The organism is Achromobacter aegrifaciens (assembly GCF_902859735.1).
In the GTDB taxonomy this organism is placed as follows: domain Bacteria; phylum Pseudomonadota; class Gammaproteobacteria; order Burkholderiales; family Burkholderiaceae_B; genus Achromobacter; species Achromobacter aegrifaciens.
This window is the reverse complement of the sequence record NZ_CADIJY010000004.1, coordinates 242,581-261,103: the sequence shown is the minus strand read 5'-3', so window position 1 is coordinate 261,103 and position 18,523 is coordinate 242,581. Positions and strand designations below refer to the sequence as shown.

17 protein-coding genes are annotated in these 18,523 nt (G+C 67.2%); 7 read left to right on the top strand and 10 right to left on the bottom strand.

Annotated elements, in window-relative coordinates:
- The first annotated feature begins 68 nt into the window (after nucleotides 1–68).
- From HV766_RS14245 to HV766_RS14230, 4 genes are all read left to right on the top strand, one after another.
- Nucleotides 69–1,541 carry a M20 family metallopeptidase gene (locus HV766_RS14245; protein ID WP_054456249.1) on the top strand — a complete coding sequence of 491 codons (1,473 nt, stop codon included), beginning with the start codon at nucleotides 69–71 and terminating at the stop codon, nucleotides 1,539–1,541.
- A gap of 69 nt (nucleotides 1,542–1,610) precedes the next feature.
- A complete protein-coding gene (locus HV766_RS14240; RefSeq protein ID WP_054456250.1) occupies nucleotides 1,611–2,168 on the top strand; it encodes a DUF1415 domain-containing protein in 558 nt (185 codons plus the stop codon).
- A gap of 227 nt (nucleotides 2,169–2,395) precedes the next feature.
- Nucleotides 2,396–3,382 carry a Bug family tripartite tricarboxylate transporter substrate binding protein gene (locus HV766_RS14235; protein ID WP_054456251.1) on the top strand — a complete coding sequence of 329 codons (987 nt, stop codon included), beginning with the start codon at nucleotides 2,396–2,398 and terminating at the stop codon, nucleotides 3,380–3,382.
- A gap of 9 nt (nucleotides 3,383–3,391) precedes the next feature.
- Nucleotides 3,392–4,690 (top strand): acyl-CoA thioester hydrolase/BAAT C-terminal domain-containing protein, encoded by a 1,299-nt coding sequence (locus HV766_RS14230; protein WP_175181381.1) that lies wholly within the window; start codon nucleotides 3,392–3,394, stop codon nucleotides 4,688–4,690.
- Between the two features lie 25 nt (nucleotides 4,691–4,715).
- On the opposite strand, the gene HV766_RS14225 is transcribed toward HV766_RS14230, so the two are convergent.
- The 3 genes from HV766_RS14225 to HV766_RS14215 are packed head-to-tail and all read right to left on the bottom strand — an operon-like array spanning nucleotide 4,716 to nucleotide 7,836.
- A complete protein-coding gene (locus HV766_RS14225; RefSeq protein WP_175181380.1) occupies nucleotides 4,716–5,687 on the bottom strand; it encodes a Bug family tripartite tricarboxylate transporter substrate binding protein in 972 nt (323 codons plus the stop codon).
- Between the two features lie 3 nt (nucleotides 5,688–5,690).
- Nucleotides 5,691–6,143, bottom strand: coding sequence for a cupin domain-containing protein (locus HV766_RS14220; protein WP_054456254.1), 453 nt, complete (start codon nucleotides 6,141–6,143; stop codon nucleotides 5,691–5,693).
- Between the two features lie 10 nt (nucleotides 6,144–6,153).
- Nucleotides 6,154–7,836 carry an alkaline phosphatase family protein gene (locus HV766_RS14215; RefSeq protein ID WP_175181379.1) on the bottom strand — a complete coding sequence of 561 codons (1,683 nt, stop codon included), beginning with the start codon at nucleotides 7,834–7,836 and terminating at the stop codon, nucleotides 6,154–6,156.
- 113 nt (nucleotides 7,837–7,949) lie between these two features.
- Between HV766_RS14215 and HV766_RS14210 the strand changes: the two genes are divergently transcribed.
- Nucleotides 7,950–8,855: a LysR substrate-binding domain-containing protein gene (locus HV766_RS14210; protein WP_054456256.1), complete on the top strand. Its 906-nt coding sequence runs from the start codon at nucleotides 7,950–7,952 to the stop codon at nucleotides 8,853–8,855.
- Nucleotides 8,856–9,014: 159 nt separating this feature from the next.
- Nucleotides 9,015–10,610 (top strand): FAD-dependent monooxygenase, encoded by a 1,596-nt coding sequence (locus tag HV766_RS14205; protein WP_175181378.1) that lies wholly within the window; start codon nucleotides 9,015–9,017, stop codon nucleotides 10,608–10,610.
- Here the strand turns inward: HV766_RS14205 and HV766_RS14200 are convergent.
- Complete coding sequence (locus HV766_RS14200; RefSeq protein ID WP_175181377.1) at nucleotides 10,559–11,608, bottom strand: Lnb N-terminal periplasmic domain-containing protein; 1,050 nt, start codon at nucleotides 11,606–11,608, stop codon at nucleotides 10,559–10,561. The two genes, HV766_RS14205 and HV766_RS14200, sit on opposite strands and share 52 nt — an antisense overlap.
- A 27-nt stretch (nucleotides 11,609–11,635) precedes the next feature.
- Nucleotides 11,636–13,033, bottom strand: a complete 1,398-nt coding sequence (locus HV766_RS14195) for an HdeD family acid-resistance protein (protein ID WP_054456259.1) — start codon at nucleotides 13,031–13,033, stop codon at nucleotides 11,636–11,638.
- A 137-nt stretch (nucleotides 13,034–13,170) separates the two neighbouring features.
- On the opposite strand from HV766_RS14195, the gene HV766_RS14190 reads away from it, so the two are divergent.
- Nucleotides 13,171–13,587, top strand: a complete 417-nt coding sequence (locus tag HV766_RS14190; protein ID WP_175181376.1) for a DUF1801 domain-containing protein — start codon at nucleotides 13,171–13,173, stop codon at nucleotides 13,585–13,587.
- A gap of 27 nt (nucleotides 13,588–13,614) precedes the next feature.
- Here HV766_RS14190 and HV766_RS14185 read toward each other — a convergent pair whose 3' ends face one another.
- The 5 genes from HV766_RS14185 to HV766_RS14165 all read right to left on the bottom strand — a co-directional run bounded on the left by HV766_RS14185 (nucleotide 13,615) and on the right by HV766_RS14165 (nucleotide 18,325).
- Nucleotides 13,615–15,006, bottom strand: a complete 1,392-nt coding sequence (locus HV766_RS14185) for an FAD-binding oxidoreductase (RefSeq protein WP_175181375.1) — start codon at nucleotides 15,004–15,006, stop codon at nucleotides 13,615–13,617.
- A 205-nt stretch (nucleotides 15,007–15,211) separates the two neighbouring features.
- Nucleotides 15,212–16,513, bottom strand: coding sequence for a UDP-N-acetylglucosamine 1-carboxyvinyltransferase (locus HV766_RS14180; protein ID WP_054456262.1), 1,302 nt, complete (start codon nucleotides 16,511–16,513; stop codon nucleotides 15,212–15,214).
- 87 nt (nucleotides 16,514–16,600) lie between these two features.
- Nucleotides 16,601–17,089, bottom strand: a complete 489-nt coding sequence (locus HV766_RS14175; protein WP_125472369.1) for a hypothetical protein — start codon at nucleotides 17,087–17,089, stop codon at nucleotides 16,601–16,603.
- A gap of 96 nt (nucleotides 17,090–17,185) precedes the next feature.
- The gene (locus HV766_RS14170; protein ID WP_054456486.1) at nucleotides 17,186–17,671 is read right to left on the bottom strand and encodes a nucleoside deaminase; all 486 of its coding nucleotides are present in this window, start codon (nucleotides 17,669–17,671) and stop codon (nucleotides 17,186–17,188) included.
- A gap of 102 nt (nucleotides 17,672–17,773) precedes the next feature.
- Nucleotides 17,774–18,325 (bottom strand): hypothetical protein, encoded by a 552-nt coding sequence (locus HV766_RS14165; RefSeq protein WP_119451278.1) that lies wholly within the window; start codon nucleotides 18,323–18,325, stop codon nucleotides 17,774–17,776.
- Nucleotides 18,326–18,523: the final 198 nt, after the last annotated feature.

Genomic DNA, 18,523 nt, shown 5'->3' with positions numbered 1-18,523 from the left:
GCCAGCCGCGCCACACAGGCATAAAATAGCGGATTGCCTACCCCCTCCCGCACACAGGATCCCGCGCCATGAACGCACGCATCCCCGAAGACGCTCTTCCTCCCACCCTGGACCCGAAGGCCCTGCAGGCTTTCGTCGACGAGAAATGGGACAACGAGATCATCCCGGCGCTGACCGACTACATCGCCATCCCGGCCAAGAGCCCGGCGTTCGACGCGGACTGGGAAAAGAACGCTTTCATCGAGCGCGTGGTGCGCGACGCCGCGCAGTGGGTCGAGGCGCAAAAAGTCTCCGGCCTGAAGCTGGAAGTGGTGCGCCTGCCGGGCCGCACGCCCGTCATCTTCTTTGACGCGCCCGCCACCCGCAGCGACAACGGCGACACCGTGCTGCTGTACGGTCACCTGGACAAGCAGCCCGAATTCTCCGGCTGGCGCGCAGGCCTCGGCCCCTGGACCCCCAAGCTCGAAGACGGCAAGCTCTACGGCCGCGGGGGCGCCGATGACGGCTATGCCGTGTACGCCTCGCTGACCGCCATCATGGCGCTGGACAAGCAGGGCATTCCGCGTCCGCGCTGCGTGGGCATCGTCGAAACCTGTGAAGAATCCGGCAGCTACGACCTGCTGCCCTATGTGGACGCGCTGCGCGACCGTCTGGGCAACGTGGCCCTGGTGGTGTGCCTGGACTCCGGCGCCGGCAACTACGACCAGCTCTGGATGACGACCTCGCTGCGCGGCATGGTGTCGGGCACGCTGGAAGTCCAGGTGCTGGACGAAGGCGTGCACTCGGGCGACTCCAGCGGCGTGGTGCCGTCCTCGTTCCGCATCCTGCGCCATCTGCTGGACCGCCTGGAAGACAGCAGCACCGGCCGCCTGCTGCCGCAGAGCCTGCATTGCGAGATCCCCGCCGAACGCGTGGAACAAGTGCACGCCACCGCGCGCATCCTGGGCGACGAAGTCTGGCGCCGTTTCCCCTGGAGCTGCGGTGCCGACGGCGGCTTCGTGCTGCCCATGACGACCGAACCCGAGCAGGCGCTGCTGAACCGCACCTGGCGTCCGACGCTGTCGGTGACCGGCGCCGAAGGCCTGCCGCCGCTGTCCAGCGCCGGCAACGTGCTGCGCCCGCGCACTGCATTCAAGCTGTCGCTGCGCCTGCCGCCGCTGATCGACGCCGTGGCCGCCTCGCAAGAGATCAAGGCCCTGCTGGAAGCCGACGCGCCCTATAACGCCAAGGTGATCTTCAAGGCCAACGAAGGCGCCGCCACCGGCTGGAACGCCCCGGCCTCGGCGCCCTGGCTGACCCAGGCGCTGGATGCGGCTTCGCAGCAATACTACGGCGCGTCCTGCGGCTACATTGGCCAGGGCGGCACCATTCCGCTGATGAGCATCCTGCAGAAGGGCTTTCCCAAGGCCCAGTTCATGGTCTGCGGCGTGTTGGGCCCCAAGTCCAACGCCCACGGCCCCAATGAATTCCTGCACGTGCCCTACGGCAAGAAACTGACCGCAGCCGTGGCCCAGACCATGGCCGCCATGCCCACCGCGTAAGCGGCGGCGACGCTCTTCAAAGCGCGGGCCGCAACGCCCGCGCTTTTCTTTTTTCCAGGACGGACACCCATGATTTCCACTTCCGACGCCTACGCCAACGTGGTCGCTGAGACCAAGCACTGGCTGAACCAGGCCGTGATCGGCCTGAACCTCTGTCCCTTCGCCAAGGCGGTGCAGGTCAAGGACCAGATCCGCTTTGCCGTCAGCGATGCCACCGACGCCGAAGGCGTTCTGACCGACCTGCAGGACGAACTGGCGCTGCTGGCCGAAGCCGATCCGGAAAAGATCGACACCACGCTGCTGATCATTCCCGACGCGCTGGACGATTTCATTGATTTCAATGACTTCGAAGACCTGTCCGACCGTCTGCTCAAGCGCATGCGTCTGGTGGGCGAGCTGCAGGTGGCCACCTTCCATCCGCAGTTCCAGTTTGCCGACACGCAGCCGGACGACATCGAGAACTACACCAACCGGTCGCCGTACCCGATCCTGCACCTGTTGCGCGAAGACAGCATCGACCGCGCGGTGGAGTCCTTCCCGGACGCCGCCGAAATCTACGAGAAGAACATCGATACGATGAAGCGGCTGGGGCTGGAAGGTTGGAAGAAGCTGATGACCAAGGCCTAGCGCCCTCAGATCGCATACCAAATACCGCTGTTCGGAATAAAGCGCTCGCTTGCTCCACGGAGAGCCTCGGGATATCCCTAGATAGCCCGTCCGCGGTATTGCATACAACATACTGACGCCGTGACAGCTCGCCGTAAGGTGAGCGGGCCGCGCGTCCTTTCCCTTCGATTGCTTTGCCCCGCGGCCTCTCCCGGGCGCGGGGGCGTTGTCCTTGCCTGGAGAGTTGTATGCGATTTACCCGCCGCCATGCCCTGGGCGCGCTCGCCGCGTTGCCCCTTATCTCGCGCCCCGCCTGGGCCCAGAATACCTTTCCGACCCGTCCCGTGCGCCTGCTGGTGGGCTTTGCCCCTGGCGGGCTGACCGATATCGCGGCGCGCGCCCTGGCCGAGCGCATGGGCAAGACCTTGAAGCAGAGCGTAGTGGTGGAAAACCGTCCCGGCGGCCAGGCCATCATCGCCACGGTGGCGGTGGCGCGCGCCGAGCCCGATGGCTACACGCTGGGTTTCGCCGGCACCAACGGCATGATCCTGAATCCCTTGCTCTACAACAACCTGCCTTACCAGCAATCGGATTTCAAGCAGCTGGGCTCCATGGGCAAGTCGCCGATGCTGCTGATCGTGCATCCCGACCTGGGCGTGAAGAACGTGCAGGAATTCATTGCGCTGGCCAAGAAGAAGCCCGGCGACATCACTTGCGCGCATGCGGGCCGCGGCGTGATCAACCACCTGGCGCTGCTGCATTTCCAGTCCAAGACCGGCACGCAGTTCCAGGACGTGCCCTACAAGGGCAGCGGCCCCGCGCTGCTGGACCTGATGGCAGGCACGGTGCAGAGCACCTTCGACTTCCCGACCTCGGCGCTGCCCAACATCAAGTCTGGCAAGCTGCAGGTGCTGGCGGTCACCTCCGACAAGCGCCTGTCCAGCTTGCCCGACGTTCCCACCATGAAGGAAGCGGGCGTGGACGGCTTCGAGCTCTATACCCGCATGATGATCTCGGGTCCGGCCGCCATGCCGGCGCCCGTGGTCGCGGCGCTGGAGAACGCCGTGCGCGAAGGCACGCGCGATCCCAGCCTGGTGCAGCAGTTCGCGGACCAGGGCGTGACCGTGGAGTTCACCTCGTCGGCCGACCTGGACAAGGTCATCGCCGATGAATCCGCCATGTGGGCCCAGGTCATCAAGGCCAACGGCGTGCCCAAGACCGACCTGAAGAGCTAAGGAGCCACCGTGGCAGAACAACCCAGCATCACCGTCACCCCGGAACGCGCCCTGATCGACGTGACGCGCGAGATCCGCGTGAGCGGCTTTCCGGCCTACGCCTTCATCACGGTCACGGCCAGCATGACGATGTGCGGCGCGCCATGGCGCTCGCAAGCGGTATTCGTGGCGGGCCATGACGGCAGCCTGGACCTGTCCCGCGATTGCCCCGTGTCCGGCAGCTACGCCGAACCCGCGGCCATGGGCATCGTCTGGTCCATGGCCTGCGAGGACGTGGCCAGCGTGGTGTTCCCGCCGGACCGGACCGAGCCGCTCGTCATCCGCATCGAAGCCAGCGACGGACGCCAGTCCGCCGCGGCGACCCTGGTGCAGGAATTCCAGGCCGAAGGCGTCACGCACCGCAGCGTGCGCGAGCAAGTCGGCGGCATGACGCTGTCGGGCGAGCTTTACACCCCCGCCGGACCGGGCCCGCATCCGCTGGTGATCTACATGAACGGCTCGTCCGGCGGCGTCAACGCGCCGCGCGCGGCGCTGTTCGCGTCCCGCGGCTACCAATGCCTGGCGCTGGCCATCTTCAACTACGAAGGCCGCCCCAAGTATCTGAACGACATGCCGCTGGAGTATTTCGAGCATGCGCTGCGCTGGGCACGCGCGGAGCTCAAGCCGCGCGACGGCTTCGTGGCCCTGTCCGGCATCAGCCGCGGCGGCGAGACCTCGCTGCTGGTGGCCTCGCATTACCCGGACCTGGTAAGCGCAGTGGTCGCCTATGTGCCTTCGCCCGTGATGCACGGCGTGGTCAGCGCTGGCGCGCCCGGCACCGGCCGCGACGCGCAGGTCTGGACCAAGGGCGGCGAGCCGCTGCCGCACCTGTGGCAGGACAACGCCAGCGCCAATTGGGACGCCGCCTACGCGTCCCAGCCGCCGTACCGCCAGACGCACGCCTTTCTCAGCGCCACGCGCGACAGCGCGGCGTTCGAGCGCGCCCGCATTCCGGTCGAGAACTATCCTGGTCCGGTGCTGCTGGTCAGCGCGTCGGACGACGGCTTCTGGCCCAGCACCGCGTACTCTGAAATCGTCATGCGGCGGCGCCAGGAACATGGCTTGCCCACCTTCCACCATGTCTGCATGGGCGCCGGCCATCACGTGCACTATCCCTGCCTGCCCGCGACCCTGATCAGCAAGCCGCACGCCATGTCCGGCCTGCTGCTGGACGCGGGCGGCACGCCCAGCGCCAACGCGGCGGGCAACGAAGGCTCCTATCTGGCGGTGCTGGAGTTCCTGGGCAGGGTGGGGGGCGTGGCGAAGTAGGCGGCCGGGCTTGGCCGCCCGCCCGTCATCCGTTGCGCAGCTTCTGTTCCGACACGAACGCCGACCAGCGTTGCAGCTCGCCGCGTATCAGCCCGGTGAACTCGGCCGGCGTGTTGGCCTGGGCGGCTTCCATGCCCAGGCCGGCGAGTTTGTCGCGCACCTCGGCGTCGGCCAGGATGGTCTGCATGGCGCCGTTCCATTTGGCGATCAGGTCCGGCGGCGTACCTGCGGGAGCGACGATTCCCTCCCATTCTTTCAGGTTGAACGCAGGCACGCCGGCCTCGGCCAGCGTGGGCACGCCGGGCAAGGCGGCCATGCCGCCATCACGCGTGACGGCGAGCGCGCGCAGCTTGCCGGACTGCGCCAGCGGCACTGCGACGGAAGCGGTGGCGAACATGGTCTGCACGTAGCCGCCCATCAGCGCCTGCGCCGCTTCCGCAGGACCCTTGAATGGCACGTGCAGCATGTCTATACCGGCCGCCTGGCAGAAGGCCGCGCCCAGCAGATGGGCGGGCGAGCCGTTGCCGCCGGAACCGTAGCTGAGCTTGCCGGGCTGGCGCTTCGCCTGTTCGACCAGGCCGCGGACGTCGGCGTACTCGCTGCCTGGCGCCACCAGCAGGGCGTTATACAGCCAGACCAGGTTCGCGATCGGCGCGAAGTCGCCATCCGTGCGGTACGACACCTTGCCGAACAGCGCCGGCAGCACGGTATGCGTCAGGAACATGATGCCCACGGTGTAACCGTCGGGGGCGCTGCGGGCGACGGCGTCCAGCCCTATCATGCCGGTCGCGCCGGGCCGGTTCTCCACCACCACCGGCTGCCCCCACAGGCGCTGCAGCCTTTCGCCGATCACGCGCGCCAGCACGTCGGGCGGGCTGGCCGCCGGCAGCGGCACGATGATGCGTACGGGCTTGTCCGGGTACGCGGCGCGGGCGGCCCAGGGCAGGGTACAGGCCAGGGCGCCGGACAGGCCCTTCAGTAGCGTGCGGCGGCGCATGGTTCAGGCCGCTGACGAGACAGGCGGCATGAAGATCACGTCGTACTCCGGCGCCACCGCAACGACCTCCGCCGGACTCGACATGTTGTGGATGCGCCGGTAAAGCTCCAGCAGCTTGCCCGCGGGCGCGGCCCAGAACAGCGCGGTGGCGGCGACGCCGGAATTGTTGAAGAAGGCATGCGGCACGCCACGAGGCATGCGCACGAGGTCGCCGGGGCCGGCCGAGGTCTTCTTGCCGTCCAGCAGCAGGTCGATGCGGCCGTCCAGCACGAAGATGTACTCGTCCTGGTTGGGGTGCACGTGCGGCGGCACGAAGCTCTCTTCCGGAAACGTGGCGTGCCAGGAAATGCTGTCCAGGCTGACCTGCTTGGGCACGTACACCTGGCCCAGGATGTTCCAGGAGACGCCGTCCAGGCCGGCCTGGGCGCGGGTGATGTCGGGGGTTTCGAGAATCATGCTGCACTCCTCAGGATTGCGACAGCCGATCCAGCGTCGGCTTCACGAGCGGGTTGGATGATGCGAAACGGGGCTTGAACGTCTGCCTGGCGCGGGCCAGGTCGGCTTCGTCCCAATAGCCGATCAGGATGCCGCCCTCGGAAATGCGCGGCTGGACTTCGATCGATTCGATGGTGCCGTCGGCCACCGTGGCGCGTTGGCGCGGCTGGCGCGCCCAGCGGAACAGCAATTCCTCCATGCGCTTGCGCACCGCCTCATGCGCGGGCGAGGCGCCCAGGTCGACGAATTCGTTCGGGTCTTCCTGCAGGTCGTACAGCATCGGCCGGTAGCCTTCGGCCAGCACGTACTTCCAGCGTTCATCGCGCACCATGCGCAGCCAGGCCTGGCGCGCGGACGTACCCAGCGCGATGCGCGAATCCTGGAAGGCGTAGTCGTACTCGCAGATGACGTGGTCGCGCCAATCCGGCGGCGTCTGGCCGAACAGCAGGGGCCGCAGCGAACGCCCGTCCATGATGTGCGGCACCGGCACGCCGCCACAGGCCTCCAGGAAGGTCGGCGCCAGGTCTATTGCTTCGACCATGGCCGCGCAGCGCGTGCCGCGGGCGGCGTCAGCCCGCGGATCCGGGTCGTAGACGATCAGCGGCGCGCGGATGACGGGTTCATGGAACAGGTCCTTTTCCCCCATCCAGTGGTCGCCCAGATAGTCGCCGTGATCGGACGTGAATACGATCATGGTGTTGTCGAACAGTCCGCGCGCCTCCATGAAGCGGAACAGCGCGCCGAGCTGGTCGTCGATCTGCTTGATCAATCCCATGTAGCCCGGCATGACGGCTTCGCGCACGCCGGGCTCGGAAAAGGTCGCCGACACGCGATGCTGCATCATCGCGGCGTACACCGGATGCGGGTCGGCGCGTTCGGCCTCCGATCGCACCACAGGCAGCGCGTCCTGCGCGTTGTACATGCCGGCGTAGGGCGCAGGCGCCAGATAGGGCCAGTGCGGCTTGATGTAGGACAGGTGCAGGCACCAGGGCTGCTCGCCCGCCTCGCTGATGAAGTCCATCGCGCGGCGCGTGATGTACGGCGTCTCCGAATGCTCGTCGGGCACGCGCGCGGGCAGGTTGGAGTACTTCAGGAACCAGCCCGAGCGCACCGTGCCGTCCGCGTCCACGGCGGAATTGGCCCAGCTTTCCCAGGGATTGTCGCCGCCGTAGCCCTGCGCGCGCAGATAGTCGTTGTAGCGCGGGTCCGGGTCGTGGCCAGAATACGGATGGATGCCATCGTCGCGCTCGTAGGCGTCGAAGCCGCATTCGGCAATGCGGCGGCCGATGACGGAGGCCGGGTCTATGCCCAGCCGTGACATGCCGGCCATGTCGGCGCGCATGTGGGTCTTGCCCACCAGCACGGAACGCACGCCCAGCGGCCGCAGATGGTCGCCGATGGTCATCTCGCCGGCCTTCAGCGGCACGAAGTTCCAGCTGGCCCCGTGCGCATGCACGTAGCGTCCGGTGTAGTAGCTCATGCGGGACGGGCCGCAAACGGGCGACTGCACGAAGGCGCGGTCAAAGATCACGCCGCGCGCGGCCAGCGCGTCCAGATTCGGGGTCTTCAGCCTGGGGTGGCCGAAACAGGAAAGATGGTCGTAGCGCAGCTGGTCGCACATGATGAAGAGAATGTTCTTCACGCCTCGGGTCATGCTAGGCTCCTGTCTCCGATTGGGGCATGCAGGAATTCTATCGACGGCCTGCGCGCGCATCCCTTGAATTGTTTTGATGTCGATTACCCCAGGTAATCGGCCGGAGAGGCGGCTTGCGACTCCAGCATCTGAACCTGTTGCTCACCCTGGCCCGGACTGGCAGCATGCGCGCCGCCGCGCAGGTCCTGAACGTGTCGCAGCCGGCGCTGACCAAGTCGCTGCGCCAGCTGGAAGAAGAGGTCGGCGCCGAACTCGTGGTGCGCACGCCCAAGGGCGTGCGGCTGGCGCAGGCCGGCGAGATCCTCGCGGCGCGCGCCGCGGTCGTCATGCGAGAAATCGAGAAGGCTCATGAAGACCTGGCTTGGCACCTGCGCGGCGCCGAAGCCCAGGTGACCCTGGGCGTATCGCCCGCCGCCGCCATCCTGCTGGCGCCGGGCGCGGTGGCGCGCTACGGCGCGCGCTGGCCGCAGGTGCGGCTGCGGGTGCGCGACACGCTGTATCCGCAGGCGCTGGAGCGCATCCGTTCGGGCGAACTTGACATGGCGCTGGGGCCGCTGCCCGAAGCGGGCGGGGGAGGCGACCTGGCCGTGCAGCCGCTGTTCGAAAGCCAGTCGGTCATCGTTGCGCGGGCGTCGCATCCGCTGGCCGGCGCCCGGCGCCTGAGCGAACTGGCCGAAGCCGCCTGGGTGCTGACCGGGCCGGCGCAGGGGCCCGGCGATCCCAGGGCGCTGTACAGCGACGAAACGCAGGCACGCGCGCTGCACCTGCAGCTGGAATGCGAGTCCTTTTCCACGTTGCTGGCGCTGATGCCGCAGCTGGACCTGATCGGCATCATGCCGCAAGGGTTCCTGGACCGTTACGGGCCGGCGTTGGGGCTGGTGCGGCTGGACATCATCGATCCCTTGCCCAAGACCGTCATCTACGTGACGCACCGCGCCGATGCGCCGCTGACGGTGCCGGCGCGCCGCCTCCTGGACGCGCTGCTGGGCGAGGCCGCGCAGCTGGCCGGCCACCGCTGAGTCGCCAGGGATCGGTCCAAAAGGTTGAGGTCCGTCCGCGGCGTCATGCCAGCGGCGTAAGCCTCAATATCTTTGACGGCCAGCGATGCGCGGCCTTACTTTTTTTGGTTCGTGCCGAGGCGCAATCCAGGTCGCCTCGAAATTTCTCGAGGCGACATCATGGTGATTGCAACGACAGTCCTGGTGGTGGGCGCCGGTCCGGCGGGCCTGCTCACCGCCGCCGAGCTGCAACGGCGCGGCGTGCAGTGCCTGTTGATCGATGCGCACGAGCGGCCGCTGGAATGGGACCGCGCAACGGTGGTCCACCCCCGCTCGCTGGAGATCTTCGATTCGCTGGGCATCGTCGAGCCGCTGCTGGCCGCGGGCGTGAAGCAGCGCGGCGCGCGCATCCATGCCGACGGCAAGGTGCTGGGCGAGATCGATCTGGACCTTTGCGGCAGCCGCTACCCCTACAACATCGGGATTTCGGAAGAGGTCACGGAGTCCATCCTCGCCGACTATCTGTCCAGCCACGGCGGCGCCGTCCAGCGGGCCAGCAAGCTGGTGGATCTGCAGGAACGGCCGGACGGCATGCTGGCCAGGATCGAGCAGCCGGGCGGCGCAATCGAAGTGCTGGCCGAGTGGGTGATAGGCTGCGACGGCCACCACAGCACGGTGCGCGAGCTGACAGGCATCGAGCAGGACGGCCACGACATCAGCCAGCCTTGGGCGGTGTTCGACGCCGCGATCAGCGGCTGGCCCGAGATCTTCGAGGCCAATTACGCCTACCTGGACAGGATCCCGGTGATCCTGACGGCGCTGCCGGGCCAGCGCTGGCGCGTGTATCTGCGGCCTACTGCCGAAGACTCCGATCTGGTGGCCGATGCCTTGTCCACGCTGCGGCGCTATCTGCCCGAGGCGAATTTCGAGGACGTGGCCCATCCGGCGCGCTTCCGTTGCTACACCAAAGTCGCGCGGCAATTCCGGGCCGGTCGCATCCTGCTGGCCGGAGACGCCGCGCACACCTGCAGTCCGGCCCAAGGCCATGGCATGAATAGCGGCCTGCACGACGCCGTCAACCTGGCCTGGAAGCTTGCGCTGGTCTGCGGCGGCCAGTGCTCGGACAGTCTGCTGGACAGCTACCAGGCGGAGCGCCGGCCGGCCGCGCAGCGCGTGCTGGCGTCGGGCGACGAGGCCGAGAGCGCCCAGCTGGCCACTGACCCGGACGTGCTGCGCGAGCGCAATGCCGCCATCCGCAAAGCCTTCGAGGATGGCGCCTCGCAGCACCACGAGGCCGTTGCCGAGGCGGAGCTGGACATCGATTACCGCGATTCGCCCATCGTCATGGGAGACCGGCACGACCCGGTTTCGCCGGGCCAGCGGCTGCCCGACCAGATCCCGATACGCCTTGCGGCGGGCGGCGCGGGGATGTTGCATGAGAGCGCCCACCGCAAGGGCCATACAGTCTTCATCCTGGGCGGCCCGCGGACGTCTGCGGATGCGCTTGCCCAGGTTCGCGCCGCGATCGAGCCGCTATCGGACGGCGCCATCATCGAGGCCGTGGTCGCGCTGACGGCGAATGCGGATGTCGATGGCGTGGACGGCTATGTGGATCCCTCGGTGGCCGGAAGGCTCGGCGTGCGGCATATCCTCGTGCTGGCCGTCAGGGCGGATGGCCATGTCGGGCTACGCTCGGAAGAAAGCCACCTGGAGACACTGGGCGCTTACTTGGCGCGGCTGCGCGCACCGGCGCCGGGCACGGCCGCGCCATCCTGAGCGGGGGCGGGCGCCTGCGGCACGCCTGGCACGCCGCGCCGGATGTTGCGCGAGAATTCGGCCGCGTCCGCGGTGGCGCGGGCACGCTGCGTGTAATGGCCGGCCTGCCGATACGCCAGCGGACTATCCGCTCCTTCCAGAGCATCCAGGCGGTACAGGTACTCGGGCAGATAACCCGAGAACAGCACGCGGTAATCCAGCGGCAACCCCGGCACGATCTGGTCGGCCAGCCGGTACACGATGGTGGTGCAGTTGCCCGTCAGCGTGTTGTAGAAGCGCGGCTTGTCCGCCAGCCGGGTAGCGGTCTCCACATAGGCCAGGAACAGCTTGCGAGCCGCGCCGTCCGGCATGTGCACGCGGTACAGATAGCCTTCTTCGCCGCGCACATTGGTGCGCACGCGCAGGCTGTCTTCCTCGGTCGAGGCCAGCACCGACAACTCGTACTGGCGGAAGAAACCGCCAATTTCCGAGAATACGTCGTGCAGCTTGCGGCGTATCTCCACCGAGAACACCACGTACTGGCCATCCGCAAAACCGAACGACACCAAGGCGTGCGCGATGGCGGGCCGGCCCCAGTAGGACAACGCCAGGTCTACCGATTCCAGGCGTGACAGGTCGTAGCTGTGGGTCTCCCAGCGCATGTCGTAATCGGTGCGCGACCGCCAGTCGAAGTTGCGCACGTTGCGCAGGGTGACGATGTCGCCCTCGACCGTTCCTTGCGTCTGGCGCGCCACCTCGGGCATCCACTGGCGCTCGTTGGACGGCCGCACACCCAGCCACCACCAGGCCAAGAGCGCCAGCAGCAGGGCGCCGAACAGCCAGGCAATCAAGGGCTGTCCGATAGACAGGCCGATCAGTGCGCCGGCCGCGAGCGCGAGCCAGGCCGCCGGCAGGACGGCGCGCGCGCGGCCGGGGAACGGCGATTGGAACCAGAGCGCCGCCGCGCCCCAGGCCGCGCCGGCCACGATGGCCACGCCGCTCACGATCTGCGCAATCATGGCGTCTTCACGCGCGTTGCGGGGCCGTCATTGCGCCCCTTGCGAGGACTCGGCCTGCTCCGCATTGCGGGCCTGAGCCTTGCGGTCCTGCTTGCGCCAGCCGGCGCGCATGCGCGCGATCTGGCGCAGCGCGTCCTGCGACATCTTCCACCAGCCGAACGGGCGCGGGTCGGCCAGCATGCTGAGCGCACGGGCATAGTCCAGCGTCAGGCCCGGGGTCCAGGCCATGGTCAGCGCGCGCTTGCGGATCTGCGCCGCCACCCACAGTTCCGGCGTCAGCAAAAGGCGCAGCAGCACGCGCCAACCGGCATCCGGGCCGTGCAGGCGTCCCACCACGCCGTCCAGCGCCGCTTCCAGCGCGCTGGACACGGAGCTGGAGCAGTTGCGGTGGGTCAGGTTGTAGATCTCGGTCTTGCGGTATTCGTCCCAGAAGGCCTGCAGCTTGGCTGCGTCGTAGTTGCGGATGCGCACCCGCATCGTGGACGGGGTCCAGGCCTTGGATTCGGTCGCGTAGTCGGGCTGGTACACGCCGGGCACGTTGTTTTCGGCCGTGGCGCGCAGCAGGGTGCCGAACTGTTCCGGAGAGTGGTCGATCTCCTGGGCCGGATACAGGCTGATGTACACGCCTTCCGGCGATTCCAGCGCGGCGTGGCCGGTCGACACCACGCCGTTGATGTCGACGGCGGCGATGTAGCGGTTCACCACGGGATAGTTGCGCGTCTCGGTCTTGGCCGAACCCGACGGCGTCCAGACGTGCACGGTCAGCGCGCGCTCCGATTCCAGCGGCGGGCCGTCGAACACCTTTTGCGCATGGGCGTCGGCGCGCGTGGGCATGAAGTCCGGATGCGGATTGACGTCCAGCGCAGGGTTGGAGTCCAGGTGGCGGACGCGGCGCGCCAGCGACAGCAGCCGCAGCCCTGTAAACGCCAGGAACAGGCCCAGGCAGTACGGCACCGTGCCGACGTAATGGGTCGGGTAGGGCTGGAAAAAGAAGATGGCCAACAGTATTTCGGCCACGCCCGAGGCAAAGACATAGCGCCAGCGGTCATAGCGCACCACGTAGGCGGCGGTGCACTGGATCAGGCCGTCCACCAGGAACATGAGGCCGAACAGCATGGACAGCGCGAAATGCCCGTGATGGTGGCCGATCAGGACCAGGATGCCCGCCGTCAGCACGATGGCGCCCTTGGCATAGCGCAGCACCCGCTGCCCACCCACGCCGGACTTGGCGATCACCAGCGTGGCCAGGCCTTCGAGGACCAGCAGCGCCGCGAAGAAATTCAGCGGGAAATAGACGGCATTATCGAGCGCGTCGATGAACAGCGTGACGCCTGTAATGAAAAGCAGGCCGCCGATGACATACAGCCCGCGGGCGCGCTTGCGCAGGTAGTCCACGCCCAGCAGCAGCAAAACCAGATTGGCCATTGCGCTTGATTCTCCTCTTCCGTGACCCCGTTACGGTGCTAGCTATTTTGGTTTGCTAACCAAGTTAACAAATTTTCCGGGATCGATGCAGGTATTCTTCCTGACGCATCCGTCTGCGATCTTTCCCGGGACATGGCATGAACACCAAGACGAGCAACGCAACCAAAGAGGCAACGCAAGAGACGGCCTCCGCCTTGATAGACGCCAGGATACGAGAATTGGACGACTGGCGCGGCCAGACGCTCGCGCGGGTCAGGGCCATCATCAGGCAGGCCGATCCCGGCGCAGTCGAGGAATGGAAATGGCGGGTGCCGGTGTGGTCGCACGACGGCATCATCTGTACCGGCGAAGCCTACAAAAGCGCCGTGAAACTGACCTTCGCCAGGGGTGCGGCGCTGGAGGATCCCTCCGGGCTCTTCAACGCCAGCCTGGACGGCAACACGCGGCGCGCCATCGATATCCGCGAGGGGGAAACGCTGGACGAAACGGCCCTGGCGGCGCTGATCCGAGCGGCCGCGGCCCTGAACGCGGCGGGGAGGTCCGGCGCCCGCTAGCCGTATCCCCCGCCGCGTCCGCAGGGTTCAAGGCGACGCCGGCTTGATGTTCTGGTTATGCCGGAACAGGTTCTGCGGGTCGTAGCGGGTCTTGGCCTGGACCAGCCGGTCGAAGTTCTGACCATAGGCCGCGCCCAGCCGCTCCGGTTCGTCCTGTGTCAGGAAGTTGACGTACACCCCTCCTTGCGCATAGGGCTCCGTGGTCCGGAACAGCGTCCGGGCCCACGCGATGCAGCGCTCGTCTTCTTCCGGAAAGTCCCAGCGGCCGTGCACGTTCATGGCGAATTGCGCCGAGCGGTGCGGATAGGCCATGGCGGACACCGGCACCTGCGCCGCTACGCCGCCGATGTAGCCCAGGAAGATCTCGCATTGCGGCGAAGGCAGATTTTCCACCGCCGCCACTATGGCGTCGATCAGCCCGTCTTCCAGCCCGCCCAGATTGTGCGACTTCCAGTAATTGCGGGCGCCGGGTGTAAGCAGCGGGTCGAAGGCCTTTTGCCAGGCGGCGTAGGGCATGGGGCCCAGGTGCTCGCCATAAGGCGTGCCGAAGCCGCGCACCACTTCCACCGCGGCTGGGCCATTGGCCGGATCGCCCGAATAACACATGGCGAAGGCAACCATGGGCTTGCCGTGCACCGCTTGCGGCAGGAACGGCAGCGGCGGAGCCAGGCGCAGCACGGCCCAGACCGTCAGTTCCTGGGGCAGGGTCGCCAGCGCATCGCGGTACTTCGACAGCGCTTCTTTACCCTGTTCCAGCGGCAGCACGACCAGGCCGCCATAAACCTCGGGTCCGACCGGATGCAGCTGGAATTCGAACATGGTGACCACGCCGAAATTGCCGCCGCCGCCCCGGATTGCCCAGAACAGATCCGGGTTGTCCTGTTCGCTGGCGTGCAGCAGCTTGCCATCCGCGGTGACGACATCGGCTGAGAGCAGGTTGTCGATGGTCATGCCGAACCTGCGGGTCAGCCAGCCGAAACCGCCGCCCAGCGTCAACCCAGCCACGCCGGTGGTGGAATTCACGCCCAGCGGCGTCGCCAAGCCGTAAGCCTGGGCCTCGTGGTCGAAATCGGCCAGCGTCGCGCCGGGCTCCACATAGGCTCGGGCGCGCACGGGATCGACGCGCACCGACTTCATCGGCGACAGGTCGATCATCATGCCGCCTTCGCAGACCGCGGTGCCTGCGATGTTGTGGCCTGCGCCGCGCACGGACAGGACCAGGCCGTTGTCGCGCGCGAAATCCACGGCGCGGCGCACGTCGGCGGCGCCGGCGCATCGGAAGATCACCGCCGGCCGGCGGTCTATCATCGCATTCCAGATCTTGCGGGCGTCGTCGTAGCCGGGGTCGCCCGGGCAGAGGACCTGGCCTCGGGCTGAGGCTCTCAGATCATCCAGGGCGCTATCGGAAAGTTGGCTCATCACACACCTCCTTGAAGGTGCTGCTTCGTGAACAACCTTTGAAACTGGGGCCTGCGAAGCAGGCCCTGGCCGCCTATGGGTTCGGACGCGGCATGGAGTACGCCTCCTGCGTGAGAGGCCATGACCTAAGGAGGGCGGCGCGCCGCGCCGGGAGCCGGTCGGCCCGCTCCCGTTATGCGCGCCGTGGCGTGCGTATCTGGAAAGCTTACTCCTCGCTGGTCCATTCCACCTGCACGCCGAGGCTGCGCAGGTTTTCGACGAAGCGGGGATGCGCGCGGCGGATCGGCGTGGCGTTGCGGATTTCCGAGCGGCCGTCGATGCTGCTGGCGATCATGAAGAGCGCGATGGCGACGCGGATGATGTAGGGGCTTTCGACCACCGCGGGCGTCAGCGGCCGGCCGCCAAACGTGATCAGCCGGTGCGGATCGGACGAAAACACGTGCGCGCCGAACTTGGACAGCTCACCGGTCCAGCCCAGCGCGCCGTCGTAGACCTTGTTCCAGAACATGGCGTTGCCCTCGGCGCACACGCCCAGTGCGATGAAGATGGGCAGCAGGTCCACCGGGAAATAGGGCCATGGCGCCGCTTCGACCTTGGTCAGCACATTGCTGGTGAAGGGCGTCTGTACCTTCAAGGGGCCCGAGCGCAGCGCGCGCGACCAGCCGTTCTCGTGCACGATCTGCACGCCGAACTTGGCGAAGGTGCGGTCGATCAGCGGGAAGTTCGCGGGCGTGCTGTTGCGCACCACCACGTCGCCGCCCGTGATCGCGCCCAGCGCGAGAAAGGTGGTGATCTCGTGGAAGTCTTCCTCGAAGGTGAATTCGCCGCCGCCCAGGCTGACGCCGCCGCGCACCGTCAGCCGCGAGGTGCCGATGCCGTCGATGTCCGCGCCCATCATCGCCATGAAGCGGCAGAACTCCTGCACGTGCGGCTCGGAGGCGGCGTTGGTCAGCGTCGACTCGCCTTGCGCGGCGGCGGCGCACAGCACGAAGTTCTCGGTGGTCGTCACCGAGGCGTAGTCCAGCCAGTGGTGGGTCGGCTTCAACGGGCCGCTGCTGCGGACCAGCAGCGAGCCGCTGGCGCGTTCCACCTCGCCGCCGAAGGAGCGGAAGATGTCCACGTGCGGATCGATCTCGCGCACGCCCAGGGTGCAGCCCTTGACGTTGTCTTCCAGGCGCGCGACCCCGAAGCGCGCCAGCAGCGGCGGCACCAGCATGATGGAAGAGCGCATTTCCTCGGGCAGCCGGTGGCGGGCGGCGTCGAAGGCGGTGTCGCGGTGATGCAGGTCCAGGGTGCGGGTGGACTCGTCCAGCCGCACCTCGCTGCCCAGCGTGCGGAAGATGTCCAGGATCTTGCGCACGTCCGTGATGTCGGGCACGCCGTGCAGCCGCAGCGGCTGGTCCGTCAGCAGGGTGGCGCACAGCACAGGCAGGACCGCGTTCTTGTTGGCCGAAGGGATGACGCGGCCGCGCAAAGGGGTGCCGCCGTGGACGATGAGGTTGGACATGGAGCGAGTAGGGCCAGAAAAAACAGGGAGATGGGAGCTTGCGGAGCTCCGGTTAATTTCACACTTTAAGGGCGCACGGCGGCCGTGTCATGCCGGCCTGGCCGCGCCCGGGCCGGGATTCTTGCGGATCAGGACCCAGCCGCCTATGGTCAGCGCCAGCCCGCCGGCCAGATAAGGCAGGCCGAAAATCAGCGCCCAGAAAAACAGCGCCGTATAGGCGTCGTTGGCCGCCTGCTTGCCGCCGCTGGCCGGATTGAAGATGCCGGGTTCCATTGCAAGCACGGCGCCGAGCAGGTTCAGCAGGACGGCCAGGCCGAGCATGGCGCAGCCCCAGCCGATCAGGCGGCGAAAATTTGGAATGCGGACCAGCGCTGCGACTAGCGCCACGCCTATCAGCAGCGACACGACGCCCGTCGTGATCAGCATTCTGTCCAGCGCCGCCATATAGGCAAGCCCAGTCAAGTCCGCCAGCCCGAGCGCCTGCTGCATGACCGGATTGACGACGCCGCCGCTGGCCCAGGCGACTAGCAGGCCGAACGCGATGCTGGTGAGCCATTTGGTCAGGGCAGAGGGCATGCGGGAGTCCTGTTCATAGTGCGGTGCAGCGAGAATACTGCGGATTGCTGCTGACGATTGAGACGGGCGGTAACGGCGAACCGTGCAGGGCGCCGCCTAGCCGCGGCGGCGCATTCTTTCCTGGTGCAGCAGTTTGATCTGTTCGGCGAATTCCGGCACGGGACCTTCCACCGGTATGCCGTCCACGACTTCGGCGATGGCCAGCGGCCGCACCTTGGTCGTGGGGGCGACGCCCCATTCCCGCAGCCATTCCCGGTACTGGGCAGAAGAACTGGCATAGACGATCCGGCCCAGGCCCACCCAGCCATGCGCGGAGGCGCACATGGAGCAGTGCTCGCCCGAGGTGTAGACGGTGCAGGCCGAGCGCTCGGCCGGCGGCAGATTGCTGGCGGCCCAGCGCGCGATCTCGAATTCCGGATGCCGCGTGCGGTCGCCGCTGGAGACATGGTTGTGGTCTTCGAACAGGACCACGCCGTCGGGTGAAACCAGCACCGAGCCGAAGGGTTCGTCGCCCGCTTCCAGCGCCTGTTTCGCCAGCTCGACGCAGCGCGCCAGGTGCTTCTTGTCCACTTCGGTGATCATGTAAACCTCCTCAGATATGCCGCGCGCCGTGGCGCCGGCGGACTGCGGCATGAGGAGGCCGCCGGCATCGATGCGCAAGCATAGCCTTCTTGCAGGCTGGGCTCAGTAGTACACGTCCACGTAGTCCGTCAGCCCGCCGCAGGCTTCCATCTGCTGCAGGCGCCAGTACTTGCGCTTGCCGGTCGCGCGGAACTCGAACTCGCCGTTGCGTTCGCAGCGGCGGCCCTTGTCCGGCGCGTCCAGGATCAGGATCGTGCCGCGGAAGATAAAGCGGTCGCTGGCGATGGAGACGATATCGCCCTTGATCTTCAGCGTGCCTTCGTGGTTGGCCTGCGTGCCCTCGATGCGGACCACGTCGTTTTCATCCGTCGCGGTCAGGTGGCCGCGCTGCGCGGACCAGAGCCATTGCAGGGTGATGCCGCTGTTGTTCATCAGGCGCTCATAGGCGGCCTGGTTCTGGATGTCGGTCTTCTGCACCGAACCCGAGGGCGCTGCCGTGGCGGGTGCAGCGGCAGGCGCGCCGTGCGCCTTGATCGGCGGTACGGCCATGGCCGGCGCGGTTGCCGCAAGCGCCAGGCCCGCCGCCAGCAGCAGGCCGGACATCCGCTTTTTTCCCTGGGCGATGATCGTGTCGCTCTCGAGGTTCTTGTGCATGGGTTCTCGTCAAATAGGGGTAGGAGGGCGCAGCGGCCCGGCAACGGCCGCCTGACGGGGACGCTGGGGATACGCCTGGGCCGAAGGTCGGCGGGCGCATAAATTAGCACGGTCATCGGACCCCGATAATTGCTGTTGTTTGAGCTTGTGTATCTATTGGTTATTTTAATTACCAATGAATACGGCAAGCGGCCGCGC

Coding starts and splice junctions, on each gene's coding strand:
- HV766_RS14245 (WP_054456249.1), top strand. CDS start 69: ATGAACGCACGCATCCCCGAAGACGCTCTTCCTCCCACCCTGGACCCG.
- HV766_RS14240 (WP_054456250.1), top strand. CDS start 1,611: ATGATTTCCACTTCCGACGCCTACGCCAACGTGGTCGCTGAGACCAAG.
- HV766_RS14235 (WP_054456251.1), top strand. CDS start 2,396: ATGCGATTTACCCGCCGCCATGCCCTGGGCGCGCTCGCCGCGTTGCCC.
- HV766_RS14225 (WP_175181380.1), bottom strand. CDS start 5,687: ATGCGCCGCCGCACGCTACTGAAGGGCCTGTCCGGCGCCCTGGCCTGT.
- HV766_RS14220 (WP_054456254.1), bottom strand. CDS start 6,143: ATGATTCTCGAAACCCCCGACATCACCCGCGCCCAGGCCGGCCTGGAC.
- HV766_RS14215 (WP_175181379.1), bottom strand. CDS start 7,836: ATGACCCGAGGCGTGAAGAACATTCTCTTCATCATGTGCGACCAGCTG.
- HV766_RS14205 (WP_175181378.1), top strand. CDS start 9,015: ATGGTGATTGCAACGACAGTCCTGGTGGTGGGCGCCGGTCCGGCGGGC.
- HV766_RS14200 (WP_175181377.1), bottom strand. CDS start 11,608: ATGATTGCGCAGATCGTGAGCGGCGTGGCCATCGTGGCCGGCGCGGCC.
- HV766_RS14195 (WP_054456259.1), bottom strand. CDS start 13,033: ATGGCCAATCTGGTTTTGCTGCTGCTGGGCGTGGACTACCTGCGCAAG.
- HV766_RS14190 (WP_175181376.1), top strand. CDS start 13,171: ATGAACACCAAGACGAGCAACGCAACCAAAGAGGCAACGCAAGAGACG.
- HV766_RS14185 (WP_175181375.1), bottom strand. CDS start 15,006: ATGAGCCAACTTTCCGATAGCGCCCTGGATGATCTGAGAGCCTCAGCC.
- HV766_RS14180 (WP_054456262.1), bottom strand. CDS start 16,513: ATGTCCAACCTCATCGTCCACGGCGGCACCCCTTTGCGCGGCCGCGTC.
- HV766_RS14175 (WP_125472369.1), bottom strand. CDS start 17,089: ATGCCCTCTGCCCTGACCAAATGGCTCACCAGCATCGCGTTCGGCCTG.
- HV766_RS14170 (WP_054456486.1), bottom strand. CDS start 17,671: ATGATCACCGAAGTGGACAAGAAGCACCTGGCGCGCTGCGTCGAGCTG.
- HV766_RS14165 (WP_119451278.1), bottom strand. CDS start 18,325: ATGCACAAGAACCTCGAGAGCGACACGATCATCGCCCAGGGAAAAAAG.